A 16,210-nucleotide genomic window follows, 5' to 3' on the forward strand; every position below is an offset into this window, starting at 1 on the left:
GAAACTACATGAACTTGCTAAAAAAGGTTTCGTGACTCCCCATGTGGCTACATGGTTTCAGCCAGCCGCCAAATGCTGAATTCCTGATTTTTATGCCTTTCCGACGCTGTAGCTGCCCCATCGGCAACTTCCAAGACTTTTGCATAAATTTCTTCCCCGATCTCGTCAATCGAGTAATTGGCATCGATGATTTTTCCGGCATTGACATCGATGTGTTCCGGCATATTTTCATAGAGTTTCGTATTGGTGCCGATTTTGATGACAGGAACAATCGGGGAGCCCGTCGGCGAACCTTTACCGGTGGAAAACAGGACGATTTGCGAGCCGCCTGCAGCCAGCCCGGCAACCGATTCCACGTCGTATCCCGGCGTATCCATGAATACAAATCCTTTTTCCGAAGGCCGATGCGCATAATCGATGACTTCCATCAAAGTCGAGTTGCCGCCTTTTTTTATGCAGCCCAGGGATTTTTCCTCTAATGTCGTCAACCCGCCTGTTTTGTTTCCTGGGGAAGGGTTCGCAACCCGGATATCTTCGCCCGCGGCACGCGCTCGTTCTTCGTACCTTTTCACGATATCCAAAAAGCGCTGGCCGACTTCTTTATTTACAGCTCTCCGTGCCAGGATGTGTTCGGTGCCGACAGCTTCTGTCGTTTCAGCCAGTATGCTGGTTCCACCGTCTCTGACGATGGCGTCTGAAAATGATCCGATTGCCGGATTTGCCGTTATTCCCGACCAGGCATCAGATCCGCCGCATTCCAAGCCGATGATCAGTTCCGAGACATCCGCAGTTTCAACCGGTTCCTGCTTGCTCTTTTCTACTGCTTCTTCAAGCCACGCTTTCGCTTCTTTAAGCCCTTCAACGATGGTCTGGTTTTTGCCAAAACGTATGAAATGGATGTGTCGGCCGTCATCTTTTAAGGTTTGTACCATTTCTTCCGCAGCCAGATCCGAGTCCATGCCAAGCAATAAAGCTGCGCTGACGTTCGGATGGCCGGCCGTGCCCACTAATGTCTTCTTCGTCTGTTCCAAGTCTTCCAGAGACTGGGACTGCCCGGCTTGGTGGACAATCGGAATGACCCCCGGCACCAGTCCGGCGATTTTTTTCGTCAGGCTCGATAATTCTCCGGCGATATTCAGTACGATGACATGATTCCGTACACCGATGCTGCCATTGGACCTGCGGTATCCGTTAAACGTTTTCAAAACTGTCGCCTCCTGTCAGCACTACTTCCGTTTTGTCTTCGTCATTCAAGCCCCTGACATTCGATACGTGGACGTGGGTGCCCGGCTCGATGTCCGTGGTGGCAATTCCCATGCATTCTCCGTATTTCAGGATTTTTTGGTTTGCCGGTATTGGCAGCAAAGCCACTTTATGGCCGTAAGGGACGTGTTCGGCTAGCACGATGTCTTTCGCTATTCCCGCTATTGACAGCCTATCGCCCGGTTTTAAATTTTCCAGTGCCACAGCCACATTGTCCATGTTGTTTAATAAAAGCGCATTCGATTTTCTTTCCACTTCTATCACATCCTGCCTCTATTAATATGTCGTGCCTAAATGCGGAATGGAGAATTCGCCTAAGTCGAGTTCTTCAAGCTTCGTCAGCTTTCCGGAACTGACTTCCTGAACAAGCCCGATTATATTTCCGGCGTGGTCAGCTGCATCGGGTGCCACGCTGTAGTCGACCAATTCATTGAATGCCGATTCTTCATTTTCAGCAGTAATCGTGATGCATGGCAACGCGACAGAACCTGTCAGCACTCCTCTAGAGCTGACGATCAACACCGCACTGCAGCCGCTAGACGCCATTTTCGATAACGATTCCACAAGATTGCTCGACGTATTCATCAAATGAAGACCGGTTTTTTCCGGTTCTTCGCCATAGCTGAGAAGGCTGCTGATGGCGCGGCTCCCTGTCAATTCCACTTCACGCGCAGCATGGCGGATGTGCTCTTCCGTGAATTCGTTGAATGTGGCGCTGCCGTTTCTTCTATCATCCCACCGCAAACGCTGCAGCCCTTCGCTTGATTTTTGGAGCTTTTCCCTTTCAATCGGGTCTTCCATCCGTTCCGCCAAGAGACTACCCGCGGGCTCTAATGTTTTGGACATGCCGATGATGACATTGACTCCTTCATCGATTAATTTATCCGTTACTTGACCGATAACAGGCGCCAGTACAGACAAAGAACTTTCATCTAAATCTACGTAAAGAATGCCGATCGTCAGTGACGACAGCGGCAAGCGCTGTCTTGCCTGCTGTGCCGCAGCGGCTGCCCACTCACTCGTAATGGCTGTCCCTTTTTCAATGGTATTCCCGCCTCCTGCAAGCTGCTGGATGCCAATGCCTTTTACCTTTTTCGTTGTGGGTGCGCTTTTCAGCAAGCCGCTGACTTGGTTCGTTTCACACCCGAGCCCGACGATCAGGGCCGAGTGGATATTGGGGTTGGACGCGACACCGATCAGCATGTTTTTTGTCAGTTTCAGGTCATCTCCCAGCTGGGCGCATCCGTTTGCATGGACAAAAGGAACCGTTCCAGGCACCTTTTCCGCAATTTCACGGACCACTGCACTTGAACAAATAACCGAAGAAATAATGCCGATATAATTCCGAGTCCCTGCAGCGCCGCTTTCTCTTAAATAACCGTCAAAATAATAAGTCATCCTTTTCACTCCTTCAATTATGCCCTGTAAAAAGCAGACAGCCTCTTATGTCAACGCGTAGGGAGATGATTTACCGCTCAGCACCTGGACAATATTCATTGCCGCTTTTTGGCGCAATTCCACCATCGCCTCTTCGGAGTACCAGGCGCTATGGGGCGTAAGAATAACATTGTCCATTTTCAGCAGCGGGTTATCCCTGCCGATCGGCTCTTCTTCCGCTACGTCGAGTGCCGCACCCGCTATTTCCCCTTGCTCAAGCGCTGCAATCAATGCTTTTTCGTCAATGATAGGTCCGCGGGCGGTATTGATCACCACTGCATTGTTTTTCATCTGGCTGAAGCGTTTCGCGTCCAGCAAATGGAACGTATCTTTAATAAGCGGTACATGGACAGATAAAAAGTCGGATTCCCGGATGATTTCATCGAGTTCCATTTTTACGACGCCGCAAGCGGCCATTTCTTCCGCTGTCACAAACGGATCGTACGCTGCGGTTTTGATGTGGAGCGGCTTCGCTTTTTCAATGAGCCTTCGGGGTATGCGGCCAAAACCGAGGACACCCAGCGTCTGTTCATTAAAGCGATGGATCGGCACGCCCGATTTAAAATCCCAGACCCCTTGCTTCACTTCATTGTTCAAAAGCGGTATTTTCCGCGCCCATGAAAGCATCAGCGCCAGGGCATGGTTAGATACCTCTTCCATCCCATAATCCGGTACGTTTGCAACGATGATGCCCTTTTCGGCTGCAGCTTCCAAGTCGATCGTGTTTACGCCAACGCCGTAGCGGGAGATGATTTTCGTCTCCTGCAGCGACTCCACAACACGCCGTGACAGTGGTGCGTATTGGTTTAGAATGGCGTCAGCGAATTGCGCTTTTTCAATGACATCGTCTTCTGTTTTGCATTGAGCTTTGATAAATTCGATTTCCAATCCGCTTTCCGCAAACACTTTTTCTTCATATCTCAGATCTTCAAATTCGTAGTCGGTGATCAATACTTTAAACGTCATTAGGCTCTACTCCTTCCCTTCACTTGTTACTAAAAGTAGAATGAATTTCTGTAATTTTAGAACGCGCTGCCGGATTGCCCGAAACTTGGCGTTCTTTTTCCTGTTCTATTTTATTCAACAGCTTGGCAACATTGCCCTGCAAATTGACGGGGATGATATCGCATGGCGCACGATGGCCAGCAGGCTTATCAAACCATCTCAAGTGAACCGCCTCTTTCATTGCACTAAAAAACGTGGGGCTGAATGTGTAAATTTCCATCAACTTGGACAGCAGCCGATGATTTTTTTCTGCTTCTTGCAAATCGCCGTTTTTATAAGCCTGATACAAATCGGCTGAAATCTCAGGAAGAAAAACAGCACTGCCGTTAATGCTTCCGGCTGCCCCGATCATTTGGGCCGGGAGAAGATGTTCGTCGTAGGCGGAAAAAACCTTGAAATCCGGCCGTACTTCCGACAGCTCTTCAATGACTTGGCGAAGATGGCCGAAATCACTGACTGTTTCTTTTACCCCCGCAATATTGGGATGCGCTTCCGCCAGTTTCTTGATTAGAGAGACGGATAAATTTTGGCCGGTCAGCAGCGGAATATTGTAAATGAATACTTGCATAGCCGTTTGGCTGGCAACAGTTGAAAAGAACTTGAAAAGCTGTTCTTCCGACAGCTTCCAATAATACGGATTGACCGCCAAAATGCCGTCAGCTCCGTGCGTTTCAGCATGCTCAGCCAGTCCGAGGACTTCTTTCAACGACGTATGCCCAACGCCCACCATGACGGGAACACGGCCCGCGATATGCCCAAGCATTTCCTCTACATACCGTCTTCGCTCATCCAAGGTCAATGCCGAAAACTCTCCTGAGCTTCCCATCAGCAACAGGCCATCGATGTCATGGGAAATCAGTTCATCCAGATACCGTTTGTTTAAGTCTATATCCAGTTCACCCGCTTGATCGAAAAGTGTCACAACCGGCGGAATAATACCATGAAAATCCATCTTCTTTTCCTCCCTTTTTGCATGCAGCATGAATTCTCTATTTCGCTTTTATTGAAAAACCAATTCTTCGGGTTCTGAGACGATTTCCAGATCCGGATGATTTTTCGCTTCTAACAGCATGCTTTCTGAAATCCAGATTTCTCCGATCTCAAGTGTATTGCGGATGCGCACCGCCCGAACCTTTTCCAAGTCGAAGGCGTTGCAGGTTTTAATGGCCGCTTTTACTGCCAGCTCTTGGGTTTCGAGCACCATTGGCAGCTTGATGACGTCGATTACCGTACTCGTCAACGCGTTTGCATAGCCTTTTTCCCACACAATTTCATCCATGACCGCTTTTGTGGTCATGTCAGCCAGCCCGATGCCATTGGCATTTCCTTTGGTTTTTTCCGTGAGGCTTAGGACGACGATTCGGGTGATGTCAGGGCCTCCCGTTGCGTAAGGGGTTGCAAAATTGCCAGTGATGTTCGGATCCATGCCGTCGCCGGAAATGTCTTTTCCCAGCTCATCGACAATGAGCACATCAAACTTGTCGAAATAAATCTTCGGCATCAGCGATTTCGCTTCCTCCAGCAGCTCCGGTTCCTCTGCTTCCAGGTTTTCGGCCGCCACCGCAATGATTTTCGCCGGCCGGTCATAGGCATTTTCCAATGAGGCAAGGCCGAAGATGATCGGTGCTTGCGCCAGAGAAATCTTGGCCATTTCCGGGACATGTTCCGCCATGTATTTGAAGCTGAACGAATGCGCCGCCTCTGCTCCTTTTTGTTTGCCCAATCCGATCGTGATCATTTTCATCAAGCCGCTTTCCACTTTTCCACGGAAGGCGGTATGGGGCTTTATCCGATTGATGACAATAATTTTATCGGCTGCGTAAGCGTTTTTGTCGATATATACCGGCAAGCCGTTCGGCAATTCACCGATTTTCACGACTTCCATTGTCGAGCGGATTGGCGCGCCGCATGCTTCTTCTGTCACACCGAGCTGCCGCAGCACATCGATCTGCCCTTCAGCCGTTGCACCGCCGTGGCTCCCCATCGCTGGCACGATAAAAGGCCGGCCACCCACTTGTTTGACTGCTGCCACCGTTTCGCGGACCATGACCGCCAAGTCCGCTACGCCTCTGCTGCCAACAGCGATCGCGACTGAATCATCCGAAGCAATCTTCTCCAGCACTTTCGTTTCAGCAAACGTTTGCCACACCGCTGCTGCGGTATCCGCCAATGCCGGGGCATTGAATTTCTGTTTCACTTGCACCATTTTCGGCAGCGGGATATCCTTCAATATCTCATTGATAATCGTCACTTGTTTCACCTCTTCTGCCAATCTCTGAGCCGCGCTTTCACAAGCATCGCTCTTCAAATTCCTTAGTCCATTAACAGTCCGCCGTTCACTTCAATGATTTCGCCGGTCACGTAGCTGGCATAGTCTGAAGCCAGGTACAAAGCGGCGCCTGCCACTTCATCTGCCGTGCCCTCGCGTCCCACTGGAATTTGGGCAGCCATTTTCACCCGGTGTGCTGGAGCAGAATAGCGGTCATGAAAAGGCGTCGCGATTATGCCTGGCGCGATTCCATTGACCCGAATGTTATTTCCGATCAATTCTTTTGCGAGCCCTCTCGTCAGCGTACTGACGGCGCCTTTAGCTGCGGCATATCCAACGGCCCCATTGCTGCCGCCGTTTCTGGCTGCAACGGAAGTCATATTGAGGATGACGCCTTTTTCCTGCTGCTTCATGAGCGGCAGAGATGCTTGGATGACGTGAATGATGGATTTAAAGTTAACGTTCAGGATTCGGTCGAGCGTCTCGATATCTATGTCCTCTATCTTGGCGCGTTTGATCATCGTTCCGGCGTTGTTGATCAATACATCAAGCTGGCCAAAACGTTCTTTTACTTCGGCGGCCATCTTGTCCACTTGCTCTCTGTCCGATACATCACCCATCACCAAAAGGCCTTCCGCCCCTGTGCTTCGCACTTCAGCGAGCGTCTTTTCCGCTTCTTCCTTGTTTGTGTTGCCATGGACGACGACAGCGGCTCCGTTTTCAGCAAATTTCACGGCAATCGCCCGGCCAATCCCGGTGCTGCTCCCGGTCACCCACACTACTTTTCCGTTAAACGTGAACATATCCCGACCCCTTCCAATTCTTTAGAAGTTTTGCCCCTGTGCTTATTGGGCTGCACTGCTATATATGTTGAACTAATAAATATTCACAATCGATATTCCGCAAAACAGCTGCGAAGGTATGGACCCAAGTGATTGGGACAATGCCTTTGCGACGAAGTGCGCAGCACTGCAGGAGCACATCTTTTTTCCGCGGGCGAGCGCCAAGTCTCCGCTGTGTTGCTCCATATCAAGAAATTTCTTGGCGACGGCACGTCAAAGGGCTAGGCAAGGAGATGGCCAAATGGAATTTGGACCATTTCCTTTGCTTCGAAGCTAGTGCAGCGATGCAGCGGTTTTTCATGTCCCGAAGCTAGCGAAGCGTTGCAGGGACAGAAGCAGATGTTTTTAGCAATGAGACGAGTGTTCTTCTCGGCTCAATGCGAGAGCCAAGGGGGTGCCAGGAACTTTTGGCAACTCCTTTGCGACGAGCTTGCGCAGGAGCAATCGTCTTTGCTTCACCCAAAGCGACCGGAGCGATTTTCAATATGTTACTTCTTTAGTTCAACTTACATAGTTACGTGATTCGACAAAGTACCGATTTTATCGATTTTTATTTCCAGCGTATCGCCATCTTTAAGCCATACTTTTGGATTCCGTCCGGCCCCGACGCCTGGCGGGGTTCCTGTCGCGATAATATCGCCTGGCTTTAATGTCATGGATTGGGACAAAAACGAAATGATTTGCGGTACTGAAAAAATCAGGTTTTTCGTGTTGGAGTTCTGCATAATTTGGCCGTTCAGCTCCAGCGATATGGACAATCCGTGCGGATCCCCTACTTCGTCTCGGGTAACGATCACCGGCCCGAGCGGTGCAAAGGTATCGGCTGTTTTTCCGCGTGTCCATTGGCCATCGGCGAATTGCACGTCCCGTGCGCTGATATCATTCATGATCGTATAGCCGAAGATATATTGTTCCGCAGTTTCTTCGGAAACTTTTTTTGCTTCTTTTCCGATAACAACTACCAGCTCCGCTTCAAAGTCGACCTCTTTTGAATTGCCGGGAAGCTCTACTGCATCTCCATCCCCGATTATGGCGTTGGCGAACTTCGCAAAAATCACAGGTGACCTAGGCGGTTCTATTCCAAGCTCTTCGCAATGATCGATGTAATTCAAGCCGACACAGATTATTTTTTCCGGTTGAGCGAGCGGCGCCTCAAATTTCACAAGGGAAATTTTGTGCATAAACCGCTCATTGCCAGTTCCGTTCGCCAACTCCTCTGCTTCTTCGTGCAGCTCTTGTCCGCCAGCGATGAACGTTTTCAGGCATGGACGATACTTTTCTGGATCGAACGCAGTCAAGCTCATGACTTTATCTTCCACAACGACGCCGATGTGGTGTTCGGCGTCCACAGAAAAAGATGCAATTTTCATTTTCGGTTTCTCCTTTTCTTCCCATTCTTCAAAGGCGCTCCAATTCGAGCCAAGCGTAAAACAGCAGTCAGAAAAGGAGATTTCCAATTGCAGAAATCTCCTTTTCTTTTAGCTCAAGTGCCTTTGATAAAGACAGTTTTAATTGCTGTATAAAATTCTTTTGCCGCTTCCCCTTGCTCGCGTGAACCTGAACTTGAACCTTTCATGCCGCCGAAAGGCGCTTGAAGTTCCACTCCTGCACTTTCAGCATTGATGCGGACAAGGCCAACCTCGATTTCGTCAATGAATTCAAGAATCGAATTGATGTCCGAAGTAAAGATGGAAGCAGACAAGCCGTATTTTGTATTGTTTGCCAGTTTAATCGCTTCTTCAAAATCCGCCGCCTTAATTAAAGCAATAAAAGGCCCGAAGATTTCCTCTTGGGAAATCGCCATATCAGCAGTTGCTTCATCGAAAATGGCCGGTGTAACGAAGAAACCATTATCATAGCTGCCGCCTGTCAGCACTTCGCCGCCATGAATAAGTTTAGCTCCTTCTTGCTTGCCTTTTTCAACATACTCGTTAAATGTGTTGAATTGGCCTTCACTCGCAGATGGCCCCATCCAGACGTCTTCTTCGAGGCTGTTTCCTACCGTGATTTTTTTGGTAGCTTCAACAAGTTTTTGTTTAAATTCTTCATATACCGCTTCTTCTACAACCACTCGGCTCGTTGCAGTACATTTTTGGCCTGACGATTTAAAAGCTCCGCTGATGACTGCTTCAACCGCTTGGGCGATATTGGCATTTTTAGTGACAATCACAGGGTTTTTACCGCCCATTTCAAGCTGGAATTTAATGCCGCGGGCTGCAGCTGATTTTGCCACGTTTTGCCCTACTTGTTCAGAGCCGGTGAACGTAATCGCATTCAATTTCGGGTGGTCGATCAAGTTTTGGCCGATTGTTGAACCTGAACCGGTTACAAAGTTAAAGACGCCTTCAGGGAATCCTGCTTTTGCAAAACATTCCACAACTTTAGCGGCAGTAACAGCAGCTTCACTTGCCGGTTTAAAGACAATCGTGTTTCCATAAACTAAAGCTGGAGCAATTTTCCAGATCGGAATAGCTACCGGGAAATTCCAAGGGGTAATGACGCCCACGACTCCAAGCGGTGTGCGTTTAGTGAACATCAGTGCTTCACTGTCTGAAGACGGAATCACATCGCCTTCTTTGCGCATGCCTTCAGCTGCGTAATAACGAAGAATCGCGATTCCTCGTGCTGTTTCACCTTTCGCCTCCGGAAGTGTTTTGCCCATTTCTTTCGTCATCGATTCAGCGATGTCGTTAAGGTTTTCTTCCAGAAGATTTGCCGTTTTGAACAAGAGCTGCCCGCGTGCTGCTTGGCCGAGCTTGCGCCATACTTTCTTCGCATTATGCGCAGCATCCACCGCCAGGTTCAACTCTCGTTCAGTTGAGCTTTGGACATAGCCCATAGCCTCTTTTGTTGCGGGGTTGATGCTCGTTATCAGTTTTTCGGACTCCGTTTCAACCCATTCGTTATTAATATAGTTGTTGTAAGTTTCCGTATTTGTCGTTGTGGTCATTTATCAGCAACTCCTTTTTCAGCAATTTTGGTGCTAATTTTAATAAATCGGCCGTGATCGAAAAGTAAGATTTCAGTTGAATCGGTTCAGTTTACTTTAGCCGTTTTTTTACTTTGCAGGACTGGATTTTTCAAAATTCCAATACCTGGGATTTCAATTTCGATAACATCATTTTCCTGCAGCGTAAATTCGTTCGGAGGCACGACACACGTCCCAGTCAGCAAGATGGTGCCGTCAAAAATTTCGTTATCCAGCGTCAAGTAATGAACGAGTTCTTCAAGTTTTCGCTTTAATTGGTTTACTTGCGCTTCGCCATTAAAGACCATCTCATTATCCCGGTAGATGCGGCAGATGATACTGAACTCGTATGGATCGGAAACGGTCTCTTTCAACACGATGGACGGGCCGATCGAACAGGAGTTTCTCCACACTTTCGCTTGCGGCAGATACAAAGGATTTTCCCCTTCAATGTCCCGGCAGCTCATGTCATTGCCGGCTGTGTAGCCCAGCACTGTGCCATCCTTATCAATAACCAGCCCTAGCTCGGGTTCGGGAATCTGCCAATTGGAGTCTGAGCGCAAATAAACCGGATCATTCGGGCCGACTGTTCTGTCAGCTGTCGATTTGAAAAAGATTTCAGGGCGCACGGCTTCATAAACTTTGTCATAAAACGTTTCTACATCCAATTTTCCTTGCGTGGCTTCGTAATTGCGCGCTTCTCTGCTCTTTTTATACGTCACGCCCGCTGCCCATACTTCCGGAGCATCGATCGGCGTTGTCAATTGCAGCCCTTCAAGCAATTTCTTCTCTTCGCTCTCGGCCATTTGTACTATAATGTCAAACGGAGTTTTGTCATTAGCACGTGCAAAAGCAATCAATGCCATAAAATCTGTAAAGGGCAAATCGATAACTTCATGTTCATTGACAATAGCGGCGAGTTGTTTCACGTCTTCTTTTAAATAACGGATAATCCTCATTGTGTCACTTCCTCTTATTAGAATAATTAAATCCTCATAATTTTAAAAGCAAACGGCCGCTTAGCGGCAATCAATCTACTATTGATGATTGATAGCCGTATCCAAGCTTCTCGGAAATTTTTGCGGCAGTTACTTTAAGGTTTTCAACCATTTTTCGCTGCTCAGAATTTGTCACTTGGTTTACAGTAGTCGAACTGCTGATAGCCGCAACAACTTGGCCTGTATGATTTCGGATAGGCAGCGCTACACAGTATACGCCTGGCTCGTTTTCCTCATTATCCACTGCATATCCTTGTTTACGGATCGTCTCTAATTCTTGCAGGTATGTGGCTTCGTCAGTGATCGTTTTTTTTGTTTGCTTCGTAAATTCATATCCATCGAGCACTTTGCTCACTTCAGCAGGATCTTTGAATGCCATAAGGGCTTTCCCTACGCCGCTGCTGTGGATCGGCACTCGTCTGCCTATCCGTGAATAAAGGATTGTGGCTTTTGGACTTTCCACTTTATCGATGTAGATGCCTTCTTTGCCGTCCTGGACTACTAAATGGACCGTTCTTCCAGTCTTTTTCGAAAGTTCCACTAATTCATTTCTGGCAGCCGTCCGAAGATCAAGGCTTTGGATAACATAATTGCCTCTTTCAAAAAGTTTAAGCCCAAGAAAATACTTTCCGTTTTCTGGATTTTGCTCAATATAATGATGTTTCTGTAACGTTTTCAGCAAGGAATGGACGGTGCTTTTGTGGAGGCCCATCCGTTCGGTAATTTCAATCAACTTCAATTCTTTGTCGTATTCATCAAACAAATCCAAAATACTAAGCGCCCGGTCAACGGATTGTATAATCGGCATATTGTTCACCCTTTTCTTATTTCTTAAGGGCAATTATATCCTCACCTTAAGATATACACAAATCGCAGGAGGTATAACTTACTATTTGGAAATAACTGCTTCTTTCGAAACCGGCACCCCTAACCCTTTGCCCCCTTTGTCAGATGTGGTCAAATCCGGTGCATACCGCTTCAAAAGATCCAGCCCGATTTTCGCTCTGCGCACCCGTTCTTTGCACAGTGCAATTGAAACACTTTCAAGGTGCGTGCCCGACGGATAGATATTCGGTGAATTTCTTAAACCGAATTTAATATATACCGGAGCCGAAACCCGAATGATTTCCGCAATTTCGTAATGGCGGATAAACCCGCCTACGTCATCCGGCGCTTCAATATAAATATCAATCGGGATATCAATCGCCTGGCGGATTTCCGAGAGTTTCGCCAAAGTCAGATCCGTTGGAACATTATAAGTGTCTGCTCCAGCGTCCTGAATCAATTTGATGGATACCGGATTGGACTGCGCCATTTGCACAGAGATTTTAACAACAAGGTCTGCGGGCAGCTCTCCTGCTTTTTTGAATTCATTTACAAGAGCCAGTAAACCTTCATCTGATACGAGGATGCTGCGAATTCCAAAATGGCACGCTCTTTTGATATCTTCAATAGCGTAGACCAGCTGATCCATCCCTTGCGAACGAAGCCCCGCAATTTTCCCGTTGCTGGCTAATTGCATCGGCGTAATATCATATGTTCCCCGCGGACCTACAAACAGGCTGACCTCTAAATTTTCTGTTCGGCCGATTTCGGCCATTTGTTCAATTTCGTCATCCGTCAAAAGCATAATGCCGCTTCCCTGTGAAATCCGGTGAATATCCACGTTATAGGTTTCGCAAGCTTCGATGACCGCTCTAAAAGACGCGGGGCCTTCAACACTTGGAATCTCGACGCGGTACTGGGCGCCATCAGGGAATCTTTTGGTAGAAGTGGGCAAATCCTGGGTTCCGCCCGCCGGGTAACCTAGTTTCTTTATGAAATCACGTGTTTTTTCCATACTTTCCACTCCTTCATTAACTTCTGCTTATCTTATTCAGTTGGTTTACGATTGAAAATTCCTCTTCTTTTTGAATCGGAAATTCAATATCCGTCCGGTAATCGAACTCCGCTTCTTCAACAACGGCGATCGGCACTACCCCATTCGCTGCATCGGTGTGGCCAATCATTCGGTTAGCAGCGGCTACTAGCTTCTGGCGTTTTCTGATAGAAGCCAGCCTCACCGCTGCAAGTTCAGTTCTGGCTGCGCGGACTTTATCGAATTCAAACTGCAATGTGCCACTGCGGAGAGCCTCTTCATCAATAAACTGGATCTTGCGGTCGCGTAAATCCAAGTACAGCAAGTCGCCTGTTTGAAGGTATAAGATTCCGCCATCTTCCATCGCTTCCGGCGTCATATGGCCAATAGCTGCTCCGTAAGTGACCCCGGAATATCGGCCGTCGCTGATCAGCGTTGCCAATCGTTTCAGTTTCCGGTTCGCGTTAATGTGCTGCATGGAAGTGAACATTTCAGGCATTCCGAATGCCACAGGGCCTTGGCCGGAAATAATAATCGCGATTTTCAATACACCTTCATCAACCATTTTGTCGAAAAGGGTATCGTAATCATCGCTTTGCCACTCTTCGTAATGGCTTGGCGCATTTTCTCTTAACAACGCAATCATATTTTCATGGCTGAAACTTCTATTTTCTTTGAGTTTTGGAACGAGATTCGGGTCAAGCAAATTTCGGATAGCCAAATCTTCATTTTCGAAATAAAGTACGAAAGCCACTTTTTTATCGAATTGATCTAATTGAGGTGTCGTCATTCCGCTGATTTTCACGACAGCTGTTTCAAAGAAGTTGCCCGTTAATACATCAACGCCGCTGTATGGGCGTTTAGGAGTCGACAAAATCACCTGGTTCTCTTTTACGTTGTCAGCTGGCAGGCTTTCCGTTTTTGTTAAACGGTTCCGCCAAGGGCTGCCTGTAACAGTCGGTGCATCTATGTCCATAGGGACGCCATTTTCCATCAATTCGTAGAACAGGCTCTCCATCCCTCTGCTTTCGCTGTCGCAGCATTGCATTGCCAGAGAAAATATATCTCTTCCTTCAGTCAAGCTGTAATTGAACAAATCCGGAATCGGATGGGAATGATGAATTTCATCCAGGTCTTGCAGGCTGAATTTAAAGCCGCCGTACAACATGCCGGCCACAATGTGCATCATTAAATTAGTGGATCCGCCTGACGCGCTGTGGATGCGGATTGCGTTGCGGATATTCGTTGCCATGATGTTGGCAGCTCCATAAACCGGATCGTTGATCATCGTCGCTAGGCTATCCAGCGCTTCATTCACTTGAGATTGGTTAGGGGAAGAAGTCAGCAATTCGAGCGCTGGATGGACCAGCCCCATTCCTGCCACTAAGTGGCGGGAGCTGTTTCCTGTTCCATTAAAGGCGCAAACACCTCCGCTGCCGTCGCATGTCGCTACCGCCAGCCTTTTTTCATAATCTTTATGGACTTCTTTTGTAATGATGCCTCTGTCTGTCGCTCTTTCAAGGACTCCTTGGAAAGCGGTATTTGAAGAACATTGGAGGATATAAGCCATAGCGTCCCTTAAATCATCTGCCACGTCCGGAACTCCGTTTTGCTCCGCTTTTTTCGCCACTTCTTCCAATTCTGCAAATAATGCCGTTGGGATGGTGCCGCCTTGCAGCACATGTGCCGGAGCGAATGTCGCGAAGAAAGGAGCTTCTCCGCGGTAGCGCCGAATCCGGTCAAGATGGACCAACGCACTCACCACGCCCAAAGGCTGTTTATCACATCCCTGAATGACGAACGCACCGTGATAGCTATGCGCTTCCATTTGGTTGATGACCATTTGAGCCACTGCATTCCGGCTTTGAAGCGAATAACTCATGCCCTGGTTACTTTGTGCGGTGCCGTCGCACATTACCGGTGTAGAAAAGTAGAATGGCACTCCGCCATTTTGCCAAATTCGGATTGCGGCATGCGATGAAGTTTTGAAATCCATAATATGAGCTGGATGATCAGAAGATCCGCCGATGATAGCTATCCTTGGCGCATTTTCCTCTAAACGATTGTAGATTTCTTCCAATGTCCAGTCGGGCGCCGGCCCTTCGTATTCAGAACCCAAAGTTTGCTTCGACCGGTCAAGCAGCCCTGCAACTGTGATGGGTTCATTCGCTTTTCCCTGCACATTGTCTCTATATGGGTTCACATGGTTGCTGATATTCGGGTAAAGAGCCAAAACAAAAACCTCCATTCTTTTTACTCAGTGCTGATTTTGCGCTGAGCCCATTATTCTCCGCCGATTTCCACCAAAAACATTGATAATTGAGGCAAGAACGTGATCAGCAATAACGTGATCACCATCGCGTAGAAGAAAGGGAGCACCGCTTTCGTTAATTCTTCCATTGACAGCCCGGAAATGCCGGAAGCGACAAACAAGTTGACTCCCAAAGGCGGTGTAATGAAGCCGATGGCCAAATTCACCACCATGATAATGCCGAAATGAATTGGATCGTATCCGAGACTTACAGCAATAGGAAGAAGGATAGGAGTCAAAATGATAATTGCGGCTAATGTATCCATGAAGCAGCCTACAATCAGCAACAAGACCGTGATCAATAAAATAATGACGATTGAATTGCTCGAGATTGACAACATCCATTGCGCAATTTGATTGGGAATCTGTTCAATCGTCAACAGCTTTCCGAACGCAGTAGCGGTACCCACGATAATTAAAATGGTGGCTGTTGTTATGGCTGAGTCCGTTATTACTTTTGGCAGATCGGTAATTTTCAATTCACGGTAAAATACCAATCCTGCAAGCAGGCCGTACACTACTGCTACAACGGCTGCTTCTGTCGGAGTGAAAACACCTCCGTAAATACCGCCTAAAATAATGACAGGAATCAATAAAGCCCATTTGGCATTCCAGAAAGCTTTCCCAATGGCCGCGGCAGTGGTTTTTTCGTCAGTTCCTGTATAGCCTTGTTTACGCGAATAATAATATGCGTAGAGCATCAATCCAATACCGACTAATATGCCGGGGATGATGCCGGCGATAAACAAGTCGCCGATAGAAGTGCTTCCCACCACACCGTAGATGACCATCGGAATACTCGGTGGAATAATTACGCCGAGCGAACCCGCAGCGGCAACAAGCGCAGTCGCAAATTTTTTATCGTAACCTTGGCGCACCATCGCCGGAATCATAATGCCTCCGATTGCAGCTACTGTAGCAGGGCCCGAACCGGAAATGGCTGCAAAAAACATGCAGGTGATAACAGTCGCGATGGCGAATCCGCCCGTTTTGTTGCCCACAAGCGAGTTGGCAACGTTAAAGAGGCGATCTGTAATCCCGCCTTTCCCCATGATCTCCCCCGCTAAAATAAAGAAGGGAACCGCCATTAATGGAAATGTATCTACGGAAGTTACCAGCTCTTTCATCAAAAAGTCTATTGGCATTCCTGAATACGTAATAGTAACAAGCGTTGCTAAACCTAGAGAAATACCAATTGGAACACTTAAAAACAAGAATAATGCAAATGTGCCGAATAGAATTGCTGTTATCATATTCCT

The 16,210-nt window shown here is 47.8% G+C and carries 14 protein-coding genes; all 14 read right to left on the reverse strand.

Going from position 1 to position 16,210, the window contains the following annotated elements:
• Positions 1 to 47: 47 nt before the first annotated feature.
• The 14 genes from AC4EHB_RS09735 to AC4EHB_RS09800 all read right to left on the reverse strand — a co-directional run bounded on the left by AC4EHB_RS09735 (position 48) and on the right by AC4EHB_RS09800 (position 16,204).
• Complete coding sequence (locus AC4EHB_RS09735) at positions 48 to 1,205, reverse strand: UxaA family hydrolase (protein WP_490975351.1); 1,158 nt, start codon at positions 1,203 to 1,205, stop codon at positions 48 to 50.
• Positions 1,192 to 1,518, reverse strand: a complete 327-nt coding sequence (locus AC4EHB_RS09740) for a UxaA family hydrolase (protein ID WP_490975352.1) — start codon at positions 1,516 to 1,518, stop codon at positions 1,192 to 1,194. Before AC4EHB_RS09740 ends, AC4EHB_RS09735 begins: the two co-directional genes overlap by 14 nt.
• Before the next feature lie 21 nt (positions 1,519 to 1,539).
• Positions 1,540 to 2,661, reverse strand: coding sequence for a UxaA family hydrolase (locus AC4EHB_RS09745; RefSeq protein ID WP_490981333.1), 1,122 nt, complete (start codon positions 2,659 to 2,661; stop codon positions 1,540 to 1,542).
• A gap of 45 nt (positions 2,662 to 2,706) precedes the next feature.
• Positions 2,707 to 3,666, reverse strand: coding sequence for a C-terminal binding protein (locus AC4EHB_RS09750; RefSeq protein ID WP_490975354.1), 960 nt, complete (start codon positions 3,664 to 3,666; stop codon positions 2,707 to 2,709).
• A 19-nt stretch (positions 3,667 to 3,685) separates the two neighbouring features.
• The gene (locus AC4EHB_RS09755) at positions 3,686 to 4,657 is read right to left on the reverse strand and encodes a dihydrodipicolinate synthase family protein (protein ID WP_490975355.1); all 972 of its coding nucleotides are present in this window, start codon (positions 4,655 to 4,657) and stop codon (positions 3,686 to 3,688) included.
• 48 nt (positions 4,658 to 4,705) lie between these two features.
• Complete coding sequence (locus AC4EHB_RS09760; RefSeq protein ID WP_490975356.1) at positions 4,706 to 5,956, reverse strand: nickel pincer cofactor-dependent isomerase, group 22; 1,251 nt, start codon at positions 5,954 to 5,956, stop codon at positions 4,706 to 4,708.
• Positions 5,957 to 6,018: 62 nt separating this feature from the next.
• A complete protein-coding gene (locus tag AC4EHB_RS09765; protein ID WP_490981334.1) occupies positions 6,019 to 6,777 on the reverse strand; it encodes an SDR family NAD(P)-dependent oxidoreductase in 759 nt (252 codons plus the stop codon).
• Positions 6,778 to 7,322: 545 nt separating this feature from the next.
• A complete protein-coding gene (locus AC4EHB_RS09770; RefSeq protein WP_490975358.1) occupies positions 7,323 to 8,186 on the reverse strand; it encodes a fumarylacetoacetate hydrolase family protein in 864 nt (287 codons plus the stop codon).
• Between the two features lie 113 nt (positions 8,187 to 8,299).
• The gene (gene gucD / locus AC4EHB_RS09775; RefSeq protein ID WP_490981335.1) at positions 8,300 to 9,766 is read right to left on the reverse strand and encodes an alpha-ketoglutaric semialdehyde dehydrogenase GucD; all 1,467 of its coding nucleotides are present in this window, start codon (positions 9,764 to 9,766) and stop codon (positions 8,300 to 8,302) included.
• Positions 9,767 to 9,852: 86 nt separating this feature from the next.
• The gene (locus tag AC4EHB_RS09780) at positions 9,853 to 10,743 is read right to left on the reverse strand and encodes a fumarylacetoacetate hydrolase family protein (protein ID WP_490981336.1); all 891 of its coding nucleotides are present in this window, start codon (positions 10,741 to 10,743) and stop codon (positions 9,853 to 9,855) included.
• A 70-nt stretch (positions 10,744 to 10,813) separates the two neighbouring features.
• On the reverse strand, positions 10,814 to 11,590 hold the full coding sequence (locus AC4EHB_RS09785) for an IclR family transcriptional regulator (RefSeq protein WP_490975361.1): 777 nt from the start codon (positions 11,588 to 11,590) through the stop codon (positions 10,814 to 10,816).
• An 81-nt stretch (positions 11,591 to 11,671) separates the two neighbouring features.
• Positions 11,672 to 12,622 carry a U32 family peptidase gene (locus AC4EHB_RS09790; protein WP_490975362.1) on the reverse strand — a complete coding sequence of 317 codons (951 nt, stop codon included), beginning with the start codon at positions 12,620 to 12,622 and terminating at the stop codon, positions 11,672 to 11,674.
• A gap of 16 nt (positions 12,623 to 12,638) precedes the next feature.
• Complete coding sequence (locus tag AC4EHB_RS09795) at positions 12,639 to 14,873, reverse strand: dihydroxy-acid dehydratase domain-containing protein (protein ID WP_490981337.1); 2,235 nt, start codon at positions 14,871 to 14,873, stop codon at positions 12,639 to 12,641.
• 50 nt (positions 14,874 to 14,923) lie between these two features.
• On the reverse strand, positions 14,924 to 16,204 hold the full coding sequence (locus tag AC4EHB_RS09800; RefSeq protein WP_490975364.1) for a TRAP transporter large permease: 1,281 nt from the start codon (positions 16,202 to 16,204) through the stop codon (positions 14,924 to 14,926).
• Positions 16,205 to 16,210: the final 6 nt, after the last annotated feature.

The organism is Planococcus sp. TJ-302 (assembly GCF_058268455.1).